Origin of the sequence: Pseudomonas sp. FYR_2 (assembly GCF_043106425.1) — a bacterium.
In the GTDB taxonomy this organism is placed as follows: domain Bacteria; phylum Pseudomonadota; class Gammaproteobacteria; order Pseudomonadales; family Pseudomonadaceae; genus Aquipseudomonas; species Aquipseudomonas monteilii.
Window position 1 is genome coordinate 92,637 of record NZ_JBICMM010000019.1, and the last position, 15,602, is coordinate 108,238.

Below are 15,602 nucleotides of genomic sequence, written 5' to 3' on the forward strand. Positions count from 1 at the left end.
GAACGCTTTGGCGCATGGCTCGATATCGCGCCGTACAAACAAGGCGGTCGCGCGCGCTTGTAACAAGCGTTACTGGCCGAAAACAAACGTAGGAGCGAGCGAAGCTCGCGATGCGCCGCGCGGGCGGCGCTCGATCTCACAGGCGCCAAATTCATCCAGTCAAGCGCTCAATCTGGCCTGCGCCGCCAGCCGGCTGATCGCACCGTCCAGCTCATCCAGCGCCTGCTGTGCCTGCGGACTTTCCTGTTTGAGCAAGGTCTCGCTGCGCTGGCAGGCCGCGCGCAACTGCGGCACACCGCAATAGCGCGAGGCGCCGTTCAGGCGGTGTACCTGCTCGATCAGGCCATTGCGGTCGTCTGCATCGCGGGCCGCACGAATGGCTTCGCGGTCTGCCTCCAGCGAAGCCAGCAGCATGCTCAGCATATCGGCTGCCAGGTCCGCCTTGCCAGCCGCCAGGCGCAAGCCTTCTTCGGGGTCGAGTACCTTGAGCTCGTCGCTGTTGGCCAACAGCTCGGTTTGCGCCTGCTGCGGTGTGCCCAGGCTCAGGCCCGTCCATTTCATCACCACCTGGGCCAGTTGCCGTTCGCTGATAGGCTTGGTCAGGTAGTCGTCCATGCCGCTGTGCAGCAATGCGCGTTTTTCATTGGCCATGGCGTGGGCGGTTAGGGCGACGATCGGCAGCGGGTTGCCGCTTTGGGTATTTTCCCAAAGCCGAATCTGCTCTGTGCAGGCGCGGCCATCCATGCCGGGCATCTGCACGTCCATCAGTATCAGGTCGAAGGGCTCGTCCTGTACGGCCTTCACCGCGGCATAACCGTTGTCTACGGCCAGCACCTCGGCGCCAAGGTCCTCAAGCAGGGTCTGTACCAAGAGCAAGTTGGCGGCATTGTCGTCGACGCACAGGATTTTCGGCTGCCGCTGGCCGTTGATGCTGTTCGCTTCGCCCAGCGGGCGGCGTGGTTGCACCAGCTCCAGCAGCAGACGACGCAGTTTGCGGGTGCAGGTCGGCTTGGACAGCAACTGGCCATGACCATTGGGCAGGAACGGGTGGTAAAGGGCTTGCTCGGTGGTCGGGCACAGTACCACGCATTGGCAGTGGTAGCGCTCAAGCTGCTGGTGGTAGCGGCCCAGTTGCTCGGGCGACAGGTTGCCCAGGTTGGCCCCGAGTACGGCGAACTCGAACGGCTGGCCGGCCTGGCTGGCAGCTTGCACCGCCTGCAGCAACTGGTCGTAGGAGGTGAACAGGCTGACGCTGAGGCCACAGTCTTCCAGTTGGTGTTCCAGCGCCTGACGGGCCAGCTCGTGGCCATCGACGATGGCGGCGCGCCGGCCCAGCAGCGGCTGTAGCGCAAACGCCTCGACATCGTCGTGGGCTTTGGGCAGGTTGAGGCTGATCCAGAACTGCGACCCTTCGCCCGGGGTGCTGTCGACGCCGATTTCGCCGCCCATCTGCTCGATCAGGCGTTTGGAAATCACCAGCCCCAGGCCGGTGCCGCCGGGTTGGCGTGCCAGCGAGTTGTCGGCCTGGCTGAAGGCCTGGAACAGCGTACGTACATCCTGCGGCGACAGGCCGATACCGGTGTCCTGCACACTGATGCGCAGCTGTGCGCTGTCTTCATGCTCGTCTTCGAGCATGGCGCGTACGACGATGGTGCCTTCGCGGGTGAACTTGATGGCGTTGCTGACCAGATTGGTCAGGATCTGCTTGAGCCGCAGCGGGTCGCCGATCAACGAAGCGGGCGTGTCGCGATAGATCAGGCTAAGCAATTCCAGCTGCTTGGCGTGGGCGGCCGGTGCCAGGATGGTCAGCGTGTCCTGAACCAGGTCACGCAGGTTGAACGGGATGCTGTCGAGCACCAGTTTGCCGGCCTCGATCTTGGAGAAATCGAGGATCTCGTTGATGATCCCGAGCAAATTGTCGGCGGATTTCTCGATGGTGCTCAGGTAGTCCAGCTGGCGCGGCGTCATTTCGCTTTTTTGCAGCAGGTGGGTAAACCCCAGAATGCCATTGAGCGGGGTGCGGATCTCGTGGCTCATGTTGGCCAGGAACTCCGACTTGATGCGGCTGGCCTCAAGCGCCTCCTTGCGCGCCATGTCCAGCTCGATGTTCTGGATCTCGATGGTTTCGAGGTTCTGGCGCACGTCTTCGGTGGCCTGGTCGATGCTGTGCTGCAGTTCTTCATGGGCATTCTGCAGGGTTTCGGCCATGCGGTTGATACCGCGTGCCAGCTCGTCCAGCTCATGGCTGCCCATGGTTGGCAGGCGTTCTTCCAGGTGGCCGTCCTTGAGCTGGTTGACCGCGTGCTTGATGCGCTCGATGGGGCCGTTGATGGTGCGGCTCATGCGCAGCGCCAGCAGGCCGCTGAGGGCCAGGCAGGCGAGGATCAGCAACAGGCTGGTGAACAGGTTGCGATAACCGCGCAGGAGCGTGCCGTCGTGCGACAGCTCGATCTCGACCCATCCCAGCAGGCGCTCGGCCTCGGCCGGTATGGCATCGGTGGCCAGATCTCGGTGATGGCCGAACACGGGCATCAGGTAGCGGGTGGCGTCATTGCCGCTGCGCTCCAGCAGTTGGGTGCCCGTGCCACCGCTGGGGGGCTGGTTGAGCATACTCGGGCCGGCGTGGGCCAGGCGTGTGCGGTCCGGGGCCAGGAAGGCGACGGCCCGTACGTCGGACTGTTCCAGGGTTTGCGCGGCGATACGCTCCAGTTGCGCTGGCGCGAGCCGGGCCATGGCGGGGGCGGCCAGTGGCGCCAGTTGTTCGGCAATCATCTTGCCACGCTGCAACAGCTGGGTGCGCAGGTCGTTCTGTTGCAGCCAGGTGAAGTAACTGCCCAGCACCAGAGCCATCAGGCCAGCCGGCAGCAGTGCCAGCAGCAGGACCCGGCTGCGGATTCCCAAGCGATCGAGCACACTCGCCTCCTGTGATGTGCCTGGATGCCATCAAGTGGTGACGGCCAAGCCGCGAAGTTACTCCGCCTGCGGCACCATTGCACCTCTTTAGTACGTGTTTTGCGCCATTGCCGGTGCATTGGTCGCAGGGCGGTTGCCTGGCAGGCGGTGGATGCTCAATAATTGCGCAATTGAGAATGCATGGCAGTTGCTAATGAATCCTGTAGCTATTCACAACTCCAATATCCTCGCCATCGAGGATGATCCGGTGCTCGGTGCCTACCTGCACGAAGAACTGCAACGCGGCGGCTTTCAGGTGACCTGGTGCCGCAATGGGCTGGAGGGCCTGGAGACGGCAGGGCGTCAGGTGTTCGATGTGGTGCTGATGGACATCCTGTTGCCCGGGCTCAATGGCCTTGAGGCGCTGGCACAGTTGCGCAAGCGCAGCGCCACGCCGGTGATCCTGATGTCGGCGCTAGGTGCCGAGGCCGACCGTATCAGTGGTTTCCAGCGTGGGGCCGATGACTACCTGCCCAAGCCGTTCAGCATGGCCGAGCTGCAGGTGCGCATTGAGGCCATCCTGCGTCGGGTGGCCCTTGAGCGGCGTCATCAGGCGCCGCAGGAGCAGGCCGGCGGCGGTGAGCTGCAGTTCGACGAGGGGCTGTGCGATGTGCGGCTGGATGGCCGCCTGGCAGGCCTTACGCCCAGCGAGTTCCGCCTGCTCGATATCCTCAACCGTAACCTCGATGACGTTCTGAGCAAGCCATTCCTTTACCAGCAGGTGTTGCAACGCGGCTATTCGCGGCATGACCGCAGCCTGGACATGCATGTCAGTCAGATCCGCCGCAAGCTCAAGGGCATCGGCTATGACGAGCGGCAGATCCGCACCGTGTGGGGCAAGGGCTACGTGCTCAGCGCCACCGAGGCGGAGTGAGCCATGCTCGACCGCCATTCGTTGTTCTGGAAGCTGGCCATCTTGCTGGTGGGCTTCTGCCTGCTGATGATTGGCCTCAGTTATACCTGGGGCCGGCACATGGAAATCCAGAACGCTTTCCTCTCTGAGCCGGCGCGGCAAACGCTGCGCGGCTATGCCGCCGAGGCCGAGCAAGCCTGGCGTAGCGGTGGGCGGGCGGGGCTGGACCAGTGGGTGGCGGCGATGCACCAGCGTGAAAGGGGCTGGGTGGGTGTGCTGGATATCAACCTGCGGCCCCTCGACAGTGCCACCCTCAACCCGCAGATCATGCAGCGGCTGACGCGCCTGCGCGGGGTCGATTGGCCTATGAGCCGTCGCAGCGTCGACCAGCCTTGGGTGCGTGTACCCTTCCCGTCGGCGCCGGAGCAGGGCATGCTGGTGATTGAACTGCCGCAGCGGTTCAATCCGGACCAGTACCGCTTGCTGTGGCGCATCGTCACCAACGGCATCATCCCCGGCCTGTTCACCTTGCTGCTGTGCGTGGGGTTGTACCGCATGTTGATCGTGCCCCTGAACCAGCTGCGCGAACAGGCCAATGCCTGGCGTGCCGACCAGCTGTCGGCACGCCTGGATTCGCGCACCATCGCCCGGCATGACGAGCTGGGCGAGCTGGCCCGCGCCTTCGACCAGATGGCCGAGCGGCTGCAAGGCACGGTGGCCATGCAGCAGCAATTGTTGCGCGACTTGTCGCATGAAATGCGCACGCCGCTGAGCCGGCTGCGGGTGGCCTGTGACGGTGAAACCGACTTGCAACGCTTGCGTGAGCGCCTGACCCGTGAAGTGGACGGCATGCAGCAACTGGTAGAAGACACCCTGCAGTTGGCCTGGCAGGACGCCGAACGTGCGCCGATGAACCTGGAGCCGATCGAAGTCCATGCGTTGTGGGAGCTGCTGGCCGAGAATGCCAGCTACGAGAGCGGCTGGTCGCTTGAACGCTTGCGCTGTGAAGTGCCGGCCGACTGCTGGGTGCAGGGCAACCTCAACCACTTGGCCCAGGCACTGGAAAACATGTTGCGCAATGCCATTCGTCACTCGCCGGCCGAGGGTGTGGTGCGCCTGGGTGGGCAGCGCGAAGGCAGTTACTGGTGGTTGTGGCTGGAAGATGAAGGCGGCGGGGTGGCGGAAGAGGATCTGGAACGGATCTTTGCACCCTTTTCGCGTCTGGACGGTTCGCGGCCGGGGGATGGTGGTTTTGGCTTGGGCCTGAGCATTGCCCGGAGTGCCATCCAGCGTCAGGGTGGCACCTTGTGGGCGGAGAATGGCAAGGATGGGCTGCGGTTGTGGATGAGGTTGCCGTTACATGTGCCAGCCTCTTCGCGGGCACGCCCGCGAGAGGCCAGCACAGGCTAACGTTATAGCTTGTAGCTATATCGACCACAGATTGCGTGATATGGCCGCGAAGGGTTTGCCGGTATGATAGGCGCCCCTGCCGTCCGGATTGTGAAATACGCCATGACCTTGCAGTACCCAACCATCGCCGATTGCGTCGGCAATACGCCACTGGTTCGCCTGCAGCGCATTGCTGGCGAAACCAGCAACACCCTCCTGCTCAAGCTCGAAGGTAACAATCCTGCCGGCTCGGTGAAGGACCGCCCTGCGCTGTCGATGATCACCCGCGCCGAGCTGCGTGGCCAGATCAAGCCCGGTGACACCTTGATCGAAGCCACCTCCGGCAACACTGGCATCGCCCTGGCGATGGCGGCGGCAATCAAGGGTTACAAGATGATCCTGATCATGCCCGACAACTCCACCGCCGAGCGTAAGGCCGCGATGACTGCCTACGGCGCCGAGCTGATTCTGGTGACCAAGGAAGAGGGCATGGAAGGTGCCCGCGACCTGGCTGAGAAGCTGCAGGCCGAAGGCCGCGGCCTGGTGCTCGACCAGTTCGCCAACGGCGACAACCCGATCGCCCACTACAACAGCACTGGCCCGGAAATCTGGCAGCAGACCCAAGGCACCATTACCCATTTCGTCAGCTCCATGGGCACCACCGGCACCATCATGGGCTGCTCGCAGTACCTCAAGGAGCAGAATCCGGCGGTGCAGATCATCGGCCTGCAGCCCATGGAAGGCTCGGCCATTCCAGGCATTCGCCGCTGGCCCGAGGAATACCTGCCGAAAATTTTCGACGCCACCCGCGTAGACCGCGTGGTCGACATGTCGCAGCAGGAAGCCGAAGACACCACCCGCCGCCTTGCCCGTGAAGAGGGCATTTTCTGCGGCGTGTCTTCCGGTGGTGCGGTCGCAGCCATGCTGCGCCTGTCCCACGAGGTGGAAAATGCCGTGATGGTCGCGATCATCTGCGACCGCGGCGACCGTTACCTGTCCACCGGCCTGTTCGACCCGAGCTAAATGTCCAAGAAAAAAAGCAACAGCGGCCTGCGCTTCCAGCCGGCCGGCGGCAACCGTAGCCCCCAGGTCCCCGTGGGGAAGAAGCAGCGCCTGGATATCGAGCGCCTGGCCGGTGACGGCCGTGGCATTGCCTTCCTTGACGGGCGCACCTGGTTCGTCAGTGGCGCTCTGGCCGGTGAGGCTGTGGAGGCGCGCGTGCTCAATGCCCGTGGCAAAGTGGTCGAGGCCCGCCTGGAGCGCCTGCTACAGGCCAGCCCCGAGCGCCGCGAGGCGCCGTGCCGCTATTACGACCGCTGCGGAGGCTGCAACCTGCAGCACCTGCCGCACGAAGCGCAGCTGGCGCTCAAGCAGCGCACGCTGGCCGAACAGCTGCAGCGAGTAGCTGGCGTGCAGCCCGAGGAATGGGCCGCACCGCTGAGCGGGCCGGAATTTGGCTACCGACGCCGTGCCCGCGTGGCCGTGCGCTGGGACGTCAAGGCGCGTCAGCTGGAGGTCGGCTTCCGTGCCGAAGCCAGCCAGGCCATCATTGCCATCGACGATTGCGCGGTGCTGGTACAGCCTTTGCAGTCGATTCTGCGCCACTTGCCGACGGTGCTGCGTTCCTTGAGCAAACCGCAGGCGCTGGGCCACGTAGAGCTGTTCAGTGGTACCGCCGAGGCGGTGCTGGTGCGGCATGTCGCGCCGCTGCCGGCAGAAGACCTGGCGAAACTGCAGGCGTTTTGCGAGCAGGCCAATGCCCAGCTGTGGTTGCAGGGTGAAGGTGAACCCGCGCCGGTGGACGCTACCGCACAACTGGGCTTTGCCCTGACACCGTGGCAGCTGGAGCTGGCCTGGCGCCCGGGCGACTTCGTACAGGTGAATGCCCAGGTCAACACGGCGATGATCGAGCAGGCCCTGGCCTGGCTCGCACCGCAGGCCGACGAACGTGTGCTGGACCTGTTCTGCGGCTTGGGCAACTTCGCCCTGCCGCTGGCCCGCCAGGCGCGCGAAGTGGTGGCTGTGGAAGGTGTACAGGCCATGGTCGATCGGGCCGCGGCCAATGCCCGAAACAACAATGTGCATAACGCACGGTTTTTTCAGACCGATTTATCGCAGCCTTTGGCAGGCACCGGATGGGCCGCCGAGGGCTTTTCTGCGGTACTCTTGGATCCACCGCGCGACGGTGCTTTCGAGGTGGTGCAAGGCATCGCACGCCTCCAGGCCAAACGGCTGGTCTACGTATCGTGCAACCCGGCCACGCTGGCGCGAGACGCCCAGGTGCTGGTCGGTCAGGGGTACCGGTTAAAAAGGGCCGGGATTCTCGACATGTTTCCTCAAACGGCGCATGTCGAGGCCATGGCGTTATTCGAAGCGGGCTAGCAGACTGGCCCCTTGGTGCGGCTTCCATGGAATGGCAGCCGCACGGTGATCGCCAGCGCACCCGCGTGGTGCGCTGTATGGAAAGGTAAAACAAAGATGGTACAGGTGAGAGTGCACCAGCCGGTCAACACCGACGGCAGTATCAATCTCGAAGCATGGTTGGACCATGTGGTAAGCGTCGATTCGGCACTGGATCGCGCAGCGCTGAAAGAGGCCTGCGAGTTTGCCCATGAAGTCGAGAAAAAGGGCAACCCGGCCAAGCATTCCTGGGCGGACGGTACGTCCAGCTTCCAGGCGGGGCTGGAGATCGCCGAAATCCTCGCCGACCTCAAGCTCGACCAGGACTCCCTGGTGGCAGCGGTCATCTACCGCTCGGTGCGCGAAGGCAAGGTCACCCTGGCTGAAGTCAGCCAACGTTTTGGCCCGGTGGTGTCGAAGCTGATCGACGGCGTGCTGCGCATGGCTGCCATCAGTGCCAGCCTCAGCCCTCGGCAGTCGCTGGTGCTGGGCTCGCAGGCGCAGGTCGAGAACCTGCGCAAGATGCTCGTGGCCATGGTCGACGACGTGCGCGTGGCCCTGATCAAGCTGGCTGAGCGCACCTGCGCGATCCGTGCGGTCAAGGCTGCTGACGACGAGAAACGCCTGCGTGTCGCGCGCGAGGTGTTCGACATCTATGCGCCGCTGGCGCACCGCCTGGGTATCGGCCACATCAAGTGGGAGCTGGAAGACCTGTCTTTCCGCTACCTCGAACCCGACCAGTACAAGCAGATCGCCAAACTGCTGCACGAGCGCCGGCTGGACCGTGAGCGCTTCATCAGTGACGTGATGAACCAGTTGCAGAACGAGCTGCTGGCCACGGGCGTGAAGGCCGATATCAGCGGTCGGGCGAAACACATCTATTCGATCTGGCGCAAGATGCAGCGCAAAGGCCTGGAATTCAGTCAGATCTACGACGTGCGTGCGGTGCGCGTGCTGGTGCCGGAAATCCGCGACTGCTACACCGCGCTGGGCATTGTGCACACGCTGTGGCGGCACATCCCCAAAGAGTTCGACGACTACATCGCCAACCCCAAGGAGAACGGCTATCGCTCGCTGCACACGGCGGTGATCGGCCCCGAGGGCAAGGTGCTGGAAGTGCAGATCCGTACCCACGGCATGCACGAAGAAGCCGAGCTCGGTGTATGCGCCCACTGGCGCTACAAGGGCACCGACGTCAAGCCAAGCTCCAACCACTACGAAGAGAAGATCTCCTGGCTGCGCCAGGTGCTGGAGTGGCACGAAGAGCTGGGCGACATCGGTGGCCTGGCCGAGCAGCTGCGCGTCGACATCGAACCGGACCGGGTTTACGTGTTCACCCCGGACGGCCATGCCATCGACCTGCCCAAGGGTGCCACGCCACTGGACTTCGCCTACCGCGTGCACACCGAAATCGGCCACAACTGCCGTGGCGCCAAGATCAACGGCCGTATCGTGCCGCTGAACTACAGCCTGCAGACCGGCGAGCAGGTCGAGATCATCACCAGCAAGCACGGTAACCCCAGCCGCGACTGGTTGAACTCCAACCTGGGCTATGTCACCACCTCGCGGGCGCGGGCCAAGATCGTTCACTGGTTCAAGCTGCAGGCGCGCGACCAGAACGTCGCCGCTGGCAAGACTTTGCTCGAACGTGAACTCAGCCGCCTGGGCCTGCCGCAGGTCGACTTCGAGCGCCTGGCCGAGAAAACCAACGTCAAGACCGCCGAGGACATGTTCGCCTCGCTGGGGGCGGGTGACCTGCGCCTGGCCCATCTGGTCAATGCTGCCCAGCAGTTGCTGGAACCCGAGCGTATCGAGCAAATCGAGCTGGTGCCGCGCAAGCCTACCGGCCCGCGTACTGGCAAGCGTGGCGATATCCAGATCCAGGGGGTCGGCAACCTGCTGACGCAGATGGCCGGCTGCTGCCAGCCGCTGCCGGGCGATGCCATTGTCGGCTACATCACCCAGGGCCGTGGCGTGAGCATCCACCGCCAGGACTGTGCCTCGGTGCTGCAGCTGGCGGGCAAGGAGCCGGAGCGCATGATCCAGGTAAGCTGGGGGCCGATCCCGGTGCAGACCTACCCGGTCGATATCGTCATTCGTGCCTACGACCGCCCGGGCCTGCTGCGCGATGTTTCGCAGGTGCTGCTGAACGAGAAAATCAACGTGCTGGCGGTGAACACCCGCTCGAACAAGGAAGACAACACCGCGCTGATGTCGCTGACCATCGAGATCCCGGGCCTGGACGCGCTGGGGCGCCTGCTGGGGCGCATCTCGCAGTTGCCGAACATCATCGAGACGCGGCGTAATCGTACCCCTTGATAACCTGCATTGGGGCCGCTGTGCGGCCCATCGCCGGCAAGCCCCCGCCGAGGAGTTGCTGACAATGACCTACACCCTCGAAGACCTGCTGCACCTCATGGCCCGCCTGCGCGACCCGCAGTACGGCTGCCCATGGGACCTCAAGCAGAACTACGCGAGCATCGTCCCGCACACCCTCGAAGAGGCCTACGAAGTCGCCGACACCATCGAGCGCGGTGATTTCGAGCACCTGCAAGGTGAGCTGGGCGACTTGCTGTTCCAGGTGGTCTACTACAGCCAGCTGGCCCGGGAGGAGGGGCGTTTCGAGTTTGATGGCGTGGTCGACAGCATCACCCGCAAGCTGATTCGTCGCCACCCGCATGTATTCCCTACCGGCGAGCTTTATGCGCCGCTGGATACCCCCAGCCTGAGCGAGGCCCAGGTCAAGTCCCGTTGGGAGGAGATCAAGGCCGAGGAGCGGGCCGAGAAAAGCACGCCCGAGCAACTGTCGCTGCTCGATGACGTGCCGTCAGCCTTGCCGGCCCTGTCCCGGGCAGCCAAACTGCAAAAGCGCGCGGCCACGGTCGGTTTCGACTGGCCGTCGGCATTGCCGGTGCTGGACAAGGTGCGCGAAGAACTGGACGAGGTGTTGCAGGCCATGGCCGACGGCGATGCCGATGCCCTCGAAGATGAAGTGGGCGACCTGCTGTTCGCCACCGTCAACTTGGCCCGCCACCTCAAGCATGACCCGGAAAACGCCCTGCGCCGCGCCAACCGCAAGTTCGAGCGACGTTTCCGTTTTATCGAACAGGCATTGCGCGACAGTGGTCGCCCCATTGAAGATTGTAACCTTGACGAACTGGATGCCCTTTGGGGTGAGGCCAAGCGTCAGGAAAAGAACCTGCCCAGCTGCGGCTGAGCTGTTGCATAAGTGAGTGAACATTCATGAGCCTTTCCCTTCGCGACCAATTGCTCAAAGCCGGTCTGGTCAACCAGAAACAGGTCTCGCAGACCAACAAAGCTGAAAAGAAACAGAAGCGCATGGAGCACAAAGGCCAGGTCGAAGTCGACGACAGCCAGCAGCGCATGGCCAAGGAAGCCATGGCCGAAAAGGTCAAGCGTGACCAGGAGCTGAATCGCCAGCAGCAGGAAAAGGCCGAGCAGAAGGCCCGTGCCGCCCAGATCAAGCAACTGATCGAAGCCACGCGCCTGCCCAAGCTGAGCACCGAGGATTACTACAACTTCGTCGATGACAAGAAGGTCAAGCGCATTGCCGTCAATGCCTTGATGCGTACCAAGCTGAGTAACGGCGCGTTGGCCGTGGTGTCGCATGCTGGTGGCTACGAGGTTATCCCTCGCGAAGCGGCGATGAAGATCCAGGAGCGCGACCCTGGCCGTATCCTGCTGCTCAATACCCATGTCGAGGAAGCGGACGAAGACGACCCGTACGCCGCCTACAAGATCCCTGATGATCTGATGTGGTAAACACGAAAAACCCCGCCTTGGCGGGGTTTTTTATTTGAAGGCTGGGTCATTGCGTGGTGCGCTGGTTTTCCAGGTCTTCCAGCTCTACGCGGTACTGGTGCGCTTCGTGTTCATTGTGGAACATCCCCACCAGTTGACCTTGTTGGTGCACATCCCAGATCCGCATGCCGGCGGCCAGGCTTTCGTGGGACATTTTCGATTCGTCGCGTTCGGTTACTTGGACAGTCATCGGTAAACTCCACTTCTTCAGTTGGCTGCGACAGTGTGTCGCACACCCTCTTTATAGAGTTTGTTAGCAGGCTAAGTAAATAAAACGGGCATGAAACAAGTTTCATGAAGGCCTGTGCCTTTGCACAAGGGCATAAAAAGCCCCGCACTGGGCGGGGCTTCGGTTACTGCTTGCAGTGCTGGATCAATTGCCTTTCACCGGCTTGCCATCGACCGTGCCATCTTGCAGCACGATCACGTACTCCTTACCATCGGTCTCTACCTGGCGCAGTTGCACCAGCAGGTAGTCCCAGTTCTTGGCGAACCACAGCTCGGTGATGCGCTTGCTCTGGCTTGGATCGCGCACGCGCTCGACCTTCACCGCATCGACCTGGCCGGTCTTGGTGGTGACTTTTTCGGTGCCGAGCACGCGGAAGTCGTAGGTGTCGATCTCGTCACCATCAACCACCTGGTAGGTCATGCTCTTCTTGCCGGCGGCCACGTCATGCTGCAGGGCCAACTGGTAGGACGACTTGTCCAGCACGCCACGGTTCAGCGGCAGGCTGACGGCATCGCCACGGTCGCTGCCGGTGACTTTCTTGCCAGTCCAGTCGAAGTTCAGGTCGACCTTCTTGGCCTTGCCCAGGCCGCCGCGCTCGAAGTGGTACTTCTGCGGCAGCAGGGTGTCGTTTTCCATGCGCAGGGTGCTTTGCTCGGTCAGGCTGGCGATCATCATGGAGGCCTTGAAGTTAAGGTCCCAGGTACCATTGGCATTCTTGACCAGGCTGCGCTCGGCGGTGCCGCTCATGGGCAGCTGCTTCCAGTCGGCGGTGTAGCTGGCCGAGAAAGGCTTCAGATCAGCTGCCTGGAGGGGCAGGGCGAGCACGGCGAGAGCCAAAAGCAGGGCGCGACGCATAAATTCTCCTAGGATCGAATCAAGTGACCGCTGGCCGCCAGGGGCTGGCCATCCAGTAATGCACCCTGTTCGCCAAGACGCAAGCGCCCTTCAGCGAACCAGTGCACCGCCAGCGGGTAGATCAGGTGTTCCTGACGGTGTACCCGTTGGGCCAGGCTTTCGACAGTGTCGTCAGACGCCACCGGTACCACAGCCTGTACGACCAGTGGGCCGCCATCGAGTTCCTCAGTCACGAAGTGTACGCTGCAGCCGTGCTCGGCGTCGCCTGCCTCCAGTGCCCGGCGGTGGGTATGCAGGCCCTTGTACTTGGGCAGCAGCGACGGGTGGATGTTGAGCAGGCGGCCCTGGTAGTGGCGCACGAAGTCGCCACTGAGGATGCGCATGAAGCCGGCCAGCACCACCAGGTCTGGCGCAAAACCGTCGATGCGCGCAACCAGCGCGGCATCGAAGGCTTCACGGCCGTCGAACTGGGTGTGGTCGAGCACCACGCTGTCGATACCGGCCGCCGCGGCACGTTGCAGGCCGTAGGCATCGGCGCGGTTGGAAACCACCGCGCGGATGCGCACCGGGCTGTCCTGGCCTTGGCAGCTGTCGATCAGGGCTTGCAGGTTGCTGCCGGAACCCGACAGCAGTACCACTACATTGCAGGTCTTGCTCGGCATCAGTGTGCCTTGAGGTTCTGCAGCTCGACCTGGGCGGCGCCTTCGGCGGCTTCGGCGATGTGGCCGATGACCCACGGCTGCTCACCGGCGGCGCGCAGTTCGTTCAGGGCAGCTTCAACCTGGTCCTGGGCCACGCAGATGACCATGCCCACGCCGCAGTTCAGGACACGGTGCATTTCGTGCTCGTCGACGTTGCCTTTTTCCTGCAGGAAGTCGAACACCGCCGGACGCTGCCAGCTGGCCACGTCAACCACGGCCTGGGCGTTTTTCGGCAGTACGCGCGGGATGTTGTCCAGCAGGCCGCCACCGGTGATGTGGGCCATGGCCTTGACGGCGCCGGTGTTCTTGATCAGTTGCAGCAGCGGCTTGACGTAGATGCGGGTCGGCGCCATCAGCAGGTCGGTTAGCGGCTTGCCGTCCAGCTGGGTGTTCTCGATGTCGGTAGCGGACACTTCGAGGATTTTGCGGATCAGCGAGTAGCCGTTGGAGTGCGGGCCCGAGGACGGCAGGGCGATCAGCGCGTCACCAGTGGCAACCTTGGAGCCGTCGATGATTTCGGCTTTTTCCACCACGCCGACGCAGAAGCCGGCCAGGTCGTAGTCTTCACCTTCGTACATGCCAGGCATTTCGGCGGTTTCACCACCGACCAGCGAGCAGCCGGCCAGTTCGCAACCGGCGCCAATGCCGGTGACAACGGTGGCGGCCACGTCAACGTTCAGCTTGCCGGTGGCGTAGTAGTCGAGGAAGAACAGCGGCTCGGCACCGCATACCACCAGGTCGTTCACACACATGGCGACCAGGTCCTGGCCGATGCTGTCGTGCTTGTTCAGGTTCAGCGCCAGGCGCAGCTTGGTGCCGACGCCGTCGGTGCCGGAGACCAGCACCGGCTGCTTGTAGCCGGCCGGGATCTCGCAGAGGGCGCCGAAGCCGCCCAGGCCACCCATGACTTCAGGGCGTGCGGTGCGTTTTGCCACGCCCTTGATGCGTTCGACCAGTGCTTCGCCGGCGTCGATGTCTACACCGGCGTCCTTGTAGCTCAGGGAGGGTTGCTTGCTCATTGATCCAGGCCTTTAGGAGGGAGGGATTCTTAAAAACGACCATGGCGGCCAAGGCCGGCGGGTAAGCGGCGGCTGCCTGAAACGTCAGTGGTCTGTGAAGGCGCGCGATTTTATCAGGGTTGCCGGGCAGCGGCCATCCTCAGGCCGACGGGCAGGGCGGTAAATTGTTGAAAAAGGGCTGAGGGTGGTTGATGCGGTTGCTTGTGTATAAGCTGCAAGTAGCGAGCTTCAAGCTGCAAGATAGTGCGGCTTCGCGCTCGGCCTGCTTTTTCTTGCGGCTTGAAGCTTGGTGCTTGAAGCTCGACTGGACAGGAATCCTCCATGCGTTTGTTCAATATTCTGGCGGTCGGCGGCCTTGCCCTGATATCGGTTGCAGCCCAGGCTGAAAATGTCGCCGGCCTGTATCAGGTGCGCGAGCCAATGGCCGGGCAGGGCGCCGAAGCCCGTACTGCCGCCACTGCCAAAGCCCTCGACACCTTGGTGCTACGTCTGACTGGCGACCCCAAGGCAGCGCAAAGCCCGGCACTTGCTGAGTTGCGCAAGGACCCGCAGCAAATCATCAACCAGGTTGGCAGCGAGGCCGGCCCGCCCGAGTCGGTGGTGGTCGAGTTCGACCCCGGTAGCACCGAGCGGGCCTTGCGCAAGGCCGGCCTGGCGCTGTGGGGCAGCAATCGGCCTTCGATTCTCGGCTGGTGGCTGAACGACAGTGCCGAGGGCAGCAGCCTGGTCGGTGACGGCCAGGCCAGCGCCCAGCCCCTGCGCCGTGCCGCCCAGCACCGTGGCCTGCCGTTGCGCTTGCCGCTGGCCGACTTGCAGGAGCAACTGGTAGCCAATGCCAAGCAGATCGAAGCCAGCGACCCGGCACCTTTGCGTGAGGCCGCCGAGCGCTATGGCGCCGATGCCTTGCTGGCGGTGCATGCGCAGGAAGCCGACGGCACATGGCAGGGCAAGTGGCAGCTGTGGCTGGGCGACCAGCGTGAGCAAGGTACGGCCGAAGGGGGCGACCCGGCTGCCCTGGCTGACGCGGTCATGTTGGCGGTCAGCAGTCGCCTGGCGCCGCGTTATGTCACCCGTCCGGGTGCCAGCAGCCAGATGCAGGTACAAGTGCAGGGGATGAACCTGCAGCGCTATGCCGAGCTTGCCCGTGTGCTCGAACCCTATGGCCCACGCCTGCAAATGGCTGAAGGCACCACCCTGACCTATGGCGTGACCGGCAACCGCGAACAGTTGCGTGCCCAACTCGGCCTGGCCAAGTTGCAGGAGCTGCCCGCTGAGCAGGTGCCGGTAGCGCCCGCCACGCCAGCACCGGCAGCCGGTGAGCAACCTACGCCGGCCCAACCTGCACCCAAGCCGTTCGACGGCCTGCGTTTTCGCTGGTAAGG

Annotated in this window: 13 protein-coding genes; 8 read left to right on the forward strand and 5 right to left on the reverse strand. The window is 63.4% G+C overall.

The genetic code is table 11. The features are described 5' to 3' along the window. Positions 1-159: 159 nt before the first annotated feature. Positions 160-2,913 (reverse strand): response regulator, encoded by a 2,754-nt coding sequence (locus ACF8R4_RS09830; RefSeq protein ID WP_104834111.1) that lies wholly within the window; start codon positions 2,911-2,913, stop codon positions 160-162. A 193-nt stretch (positions 2,914-3,106) separates the two neighbouring features. On the opposite strand from ACF8R4_RS09830, the gene ACF8R4_RS09835 reads away from it, so the two are divergent. From ACF8R4_RS09835 to ACF8R4_RS09865, 7 genes are all read left to right on the forward strand, one after another. Further along, the gene (locus ACF8R4_RS09835; protein WP_060501868.1) at positions 3,107-3,826 is read left to right on the forward strand and encodes a response regulator transcription factor; all 720 of its coding nucleotides are present in this window, start codon (positions 3,107-3,109) and stop codon (positions 3,824-3,826) included. A 3-nt stretch (positions 3,827-3,829) separates the two neighbouring features. Next, on the forward strand, positions 3,830-5,215 hold the full coding sequence (locus ACF8R4_RS09840; protein ID WP_060501865.1) for a cell wall metabolism sensor histidine kinase WalK: 1,386 nt from the start codon (positions 3,830-3,832) through the stop codon (positions 5,213-5,215). A gap of 102 nt (positions 5,216-5,317) precedes the next feature. Continuing rightward, positions 5,318-6,217 carry a cysteine synthase CysM gene (gene cysM, locus ACF8R4_RS09845; RefSeq protein WP_060501863.1) on the forward strand — a complete coding sequence of 300 codons (900 nt, stop codon included), beginning with the start codon at positions 5,318-5,320 and terminating at the stop codon, positions 6,215-6,217. Further along, complete coding sequence (gene rlmD, locus ACF8R4_RS09850) at positions 6,218-7,576, forward strand: 23S rRNA (uracil(1939)-C(5))-methyltransferase RlmD (RefSeq protein ID WP_060501861.1); 1,359 nt, start codon at positions 6,218-6,220, stop codon at positions 7,574-7,576. It abuts the gene before it with no gap. A gap of 96 nt (positions 7,577-7,672) precedes the next feature. Continuing rightward, entirely contained in the window at positions 7,673-9,913 is a 2,241-nt protein-coding gene (gene relA, locus ACF8R4_RS09855; RefSeq protein ID WP_016715458.1) for a GTP diphosphokinase, read from the forward strand. Positions 9,914-9,977: 64 nt separating this feature from the next. After that, positions 9,978-10,811 (forward strand): nucleoside triphosphate pyrophosphohydrolase, encoded by an 834-nt coding sequence (mazG, locus tag ACF8R4_RS09860; protein ID WP_060501859.1) that lies wholly within the window; start codon positions 9,978-9,980, stop codon positions 10,809-10,811. Between the two features lie 26 nt (positions 10,812-10,837). After that, complete coding sequence (locus tag ACF8R4_RS09865) at positions 10,838-11,377, forward strand: DUF2058 domain-containing protein (protein WP_060501857.1); 540 nt, start codon at positions 10,838-10,840, stop codon at positions 11,375-11,377. 46 nt (positions 11,378-11,423) lie between these two features. On the opposite strand, the gene ACF8R4_RS09870 is transcribed toward ACF8R4_RS09865, so the two are convergent. From ACF8R4_RS09870 to purM, 4 genes are all read right to left on the reverse strand, one after another. Continuing rightward, on the reverse strand, positions 11,424-11,606 hold the full coding sequence (locus tag ACF8R4_RS09870; RefSeq protein WP_016715461.1) for a hypothetical protein: 183 nt from the start codon (positions 11,604-11,606) through the stop codon (positions 11,424-11,426). Positions 11,607-11,789: 183 nt separating this feature from the next. Next, positions 11,790-12,500: a DUF3108 domain-containing protein gene (locus ACF8R4_RS09875; RefSeq protein ID WP_016715462.1), complete on the reverse strand. Its 711-nt coding sequence runs from the start codon at positions 12,498-12,500 to the stop codon at positions 11,790-11,792. A gap of 8 nt (positions 12,501-12,508) precedes the next feature. Further along, a complete protein-coding gene (purN, locus tag ACF8R4_RS09880) occupies positions 12,509-13,162 on the reverse strand; it encodes a phosphoribosylglycinamide formyltransferase (RefSeq protein WP_060500788.1) in 654 nt (217 codons plus the stop codon). Next, positions 13,162-14,220, reverse strand: a complete 1,059-nt coding sequence (gene purM, locus ACF8R4_RS09885; protein WP_003252437.1) for a phosphoribosylformylglycinamidine cyclo-ligase — start codon at positions 14,218-14,220, stop codon at positions 13,162-13,164. The genes purN and purM overlap by 1 nt, the downstream gene beginning before the upstream one ends. A 321-nt stretch (positions 14,221-14,541) precedes the next feature. Between purM and ACF8R4_RS09890 the strand changes: the two genes are divergently transcribed. Beyond that, positions 14,542-15,600, forward strand: coding sequence for a DUF2066 domain-containing protein (locus tag ACF8R4_RS09890; protein ID WP_392492322.1), 1,059 nt, complete (start codon positions 14,542-14,544; stop codon positions 15,598-15,600). Positions 15,601-15,602 lie beyond the last annotated feature (2 nt).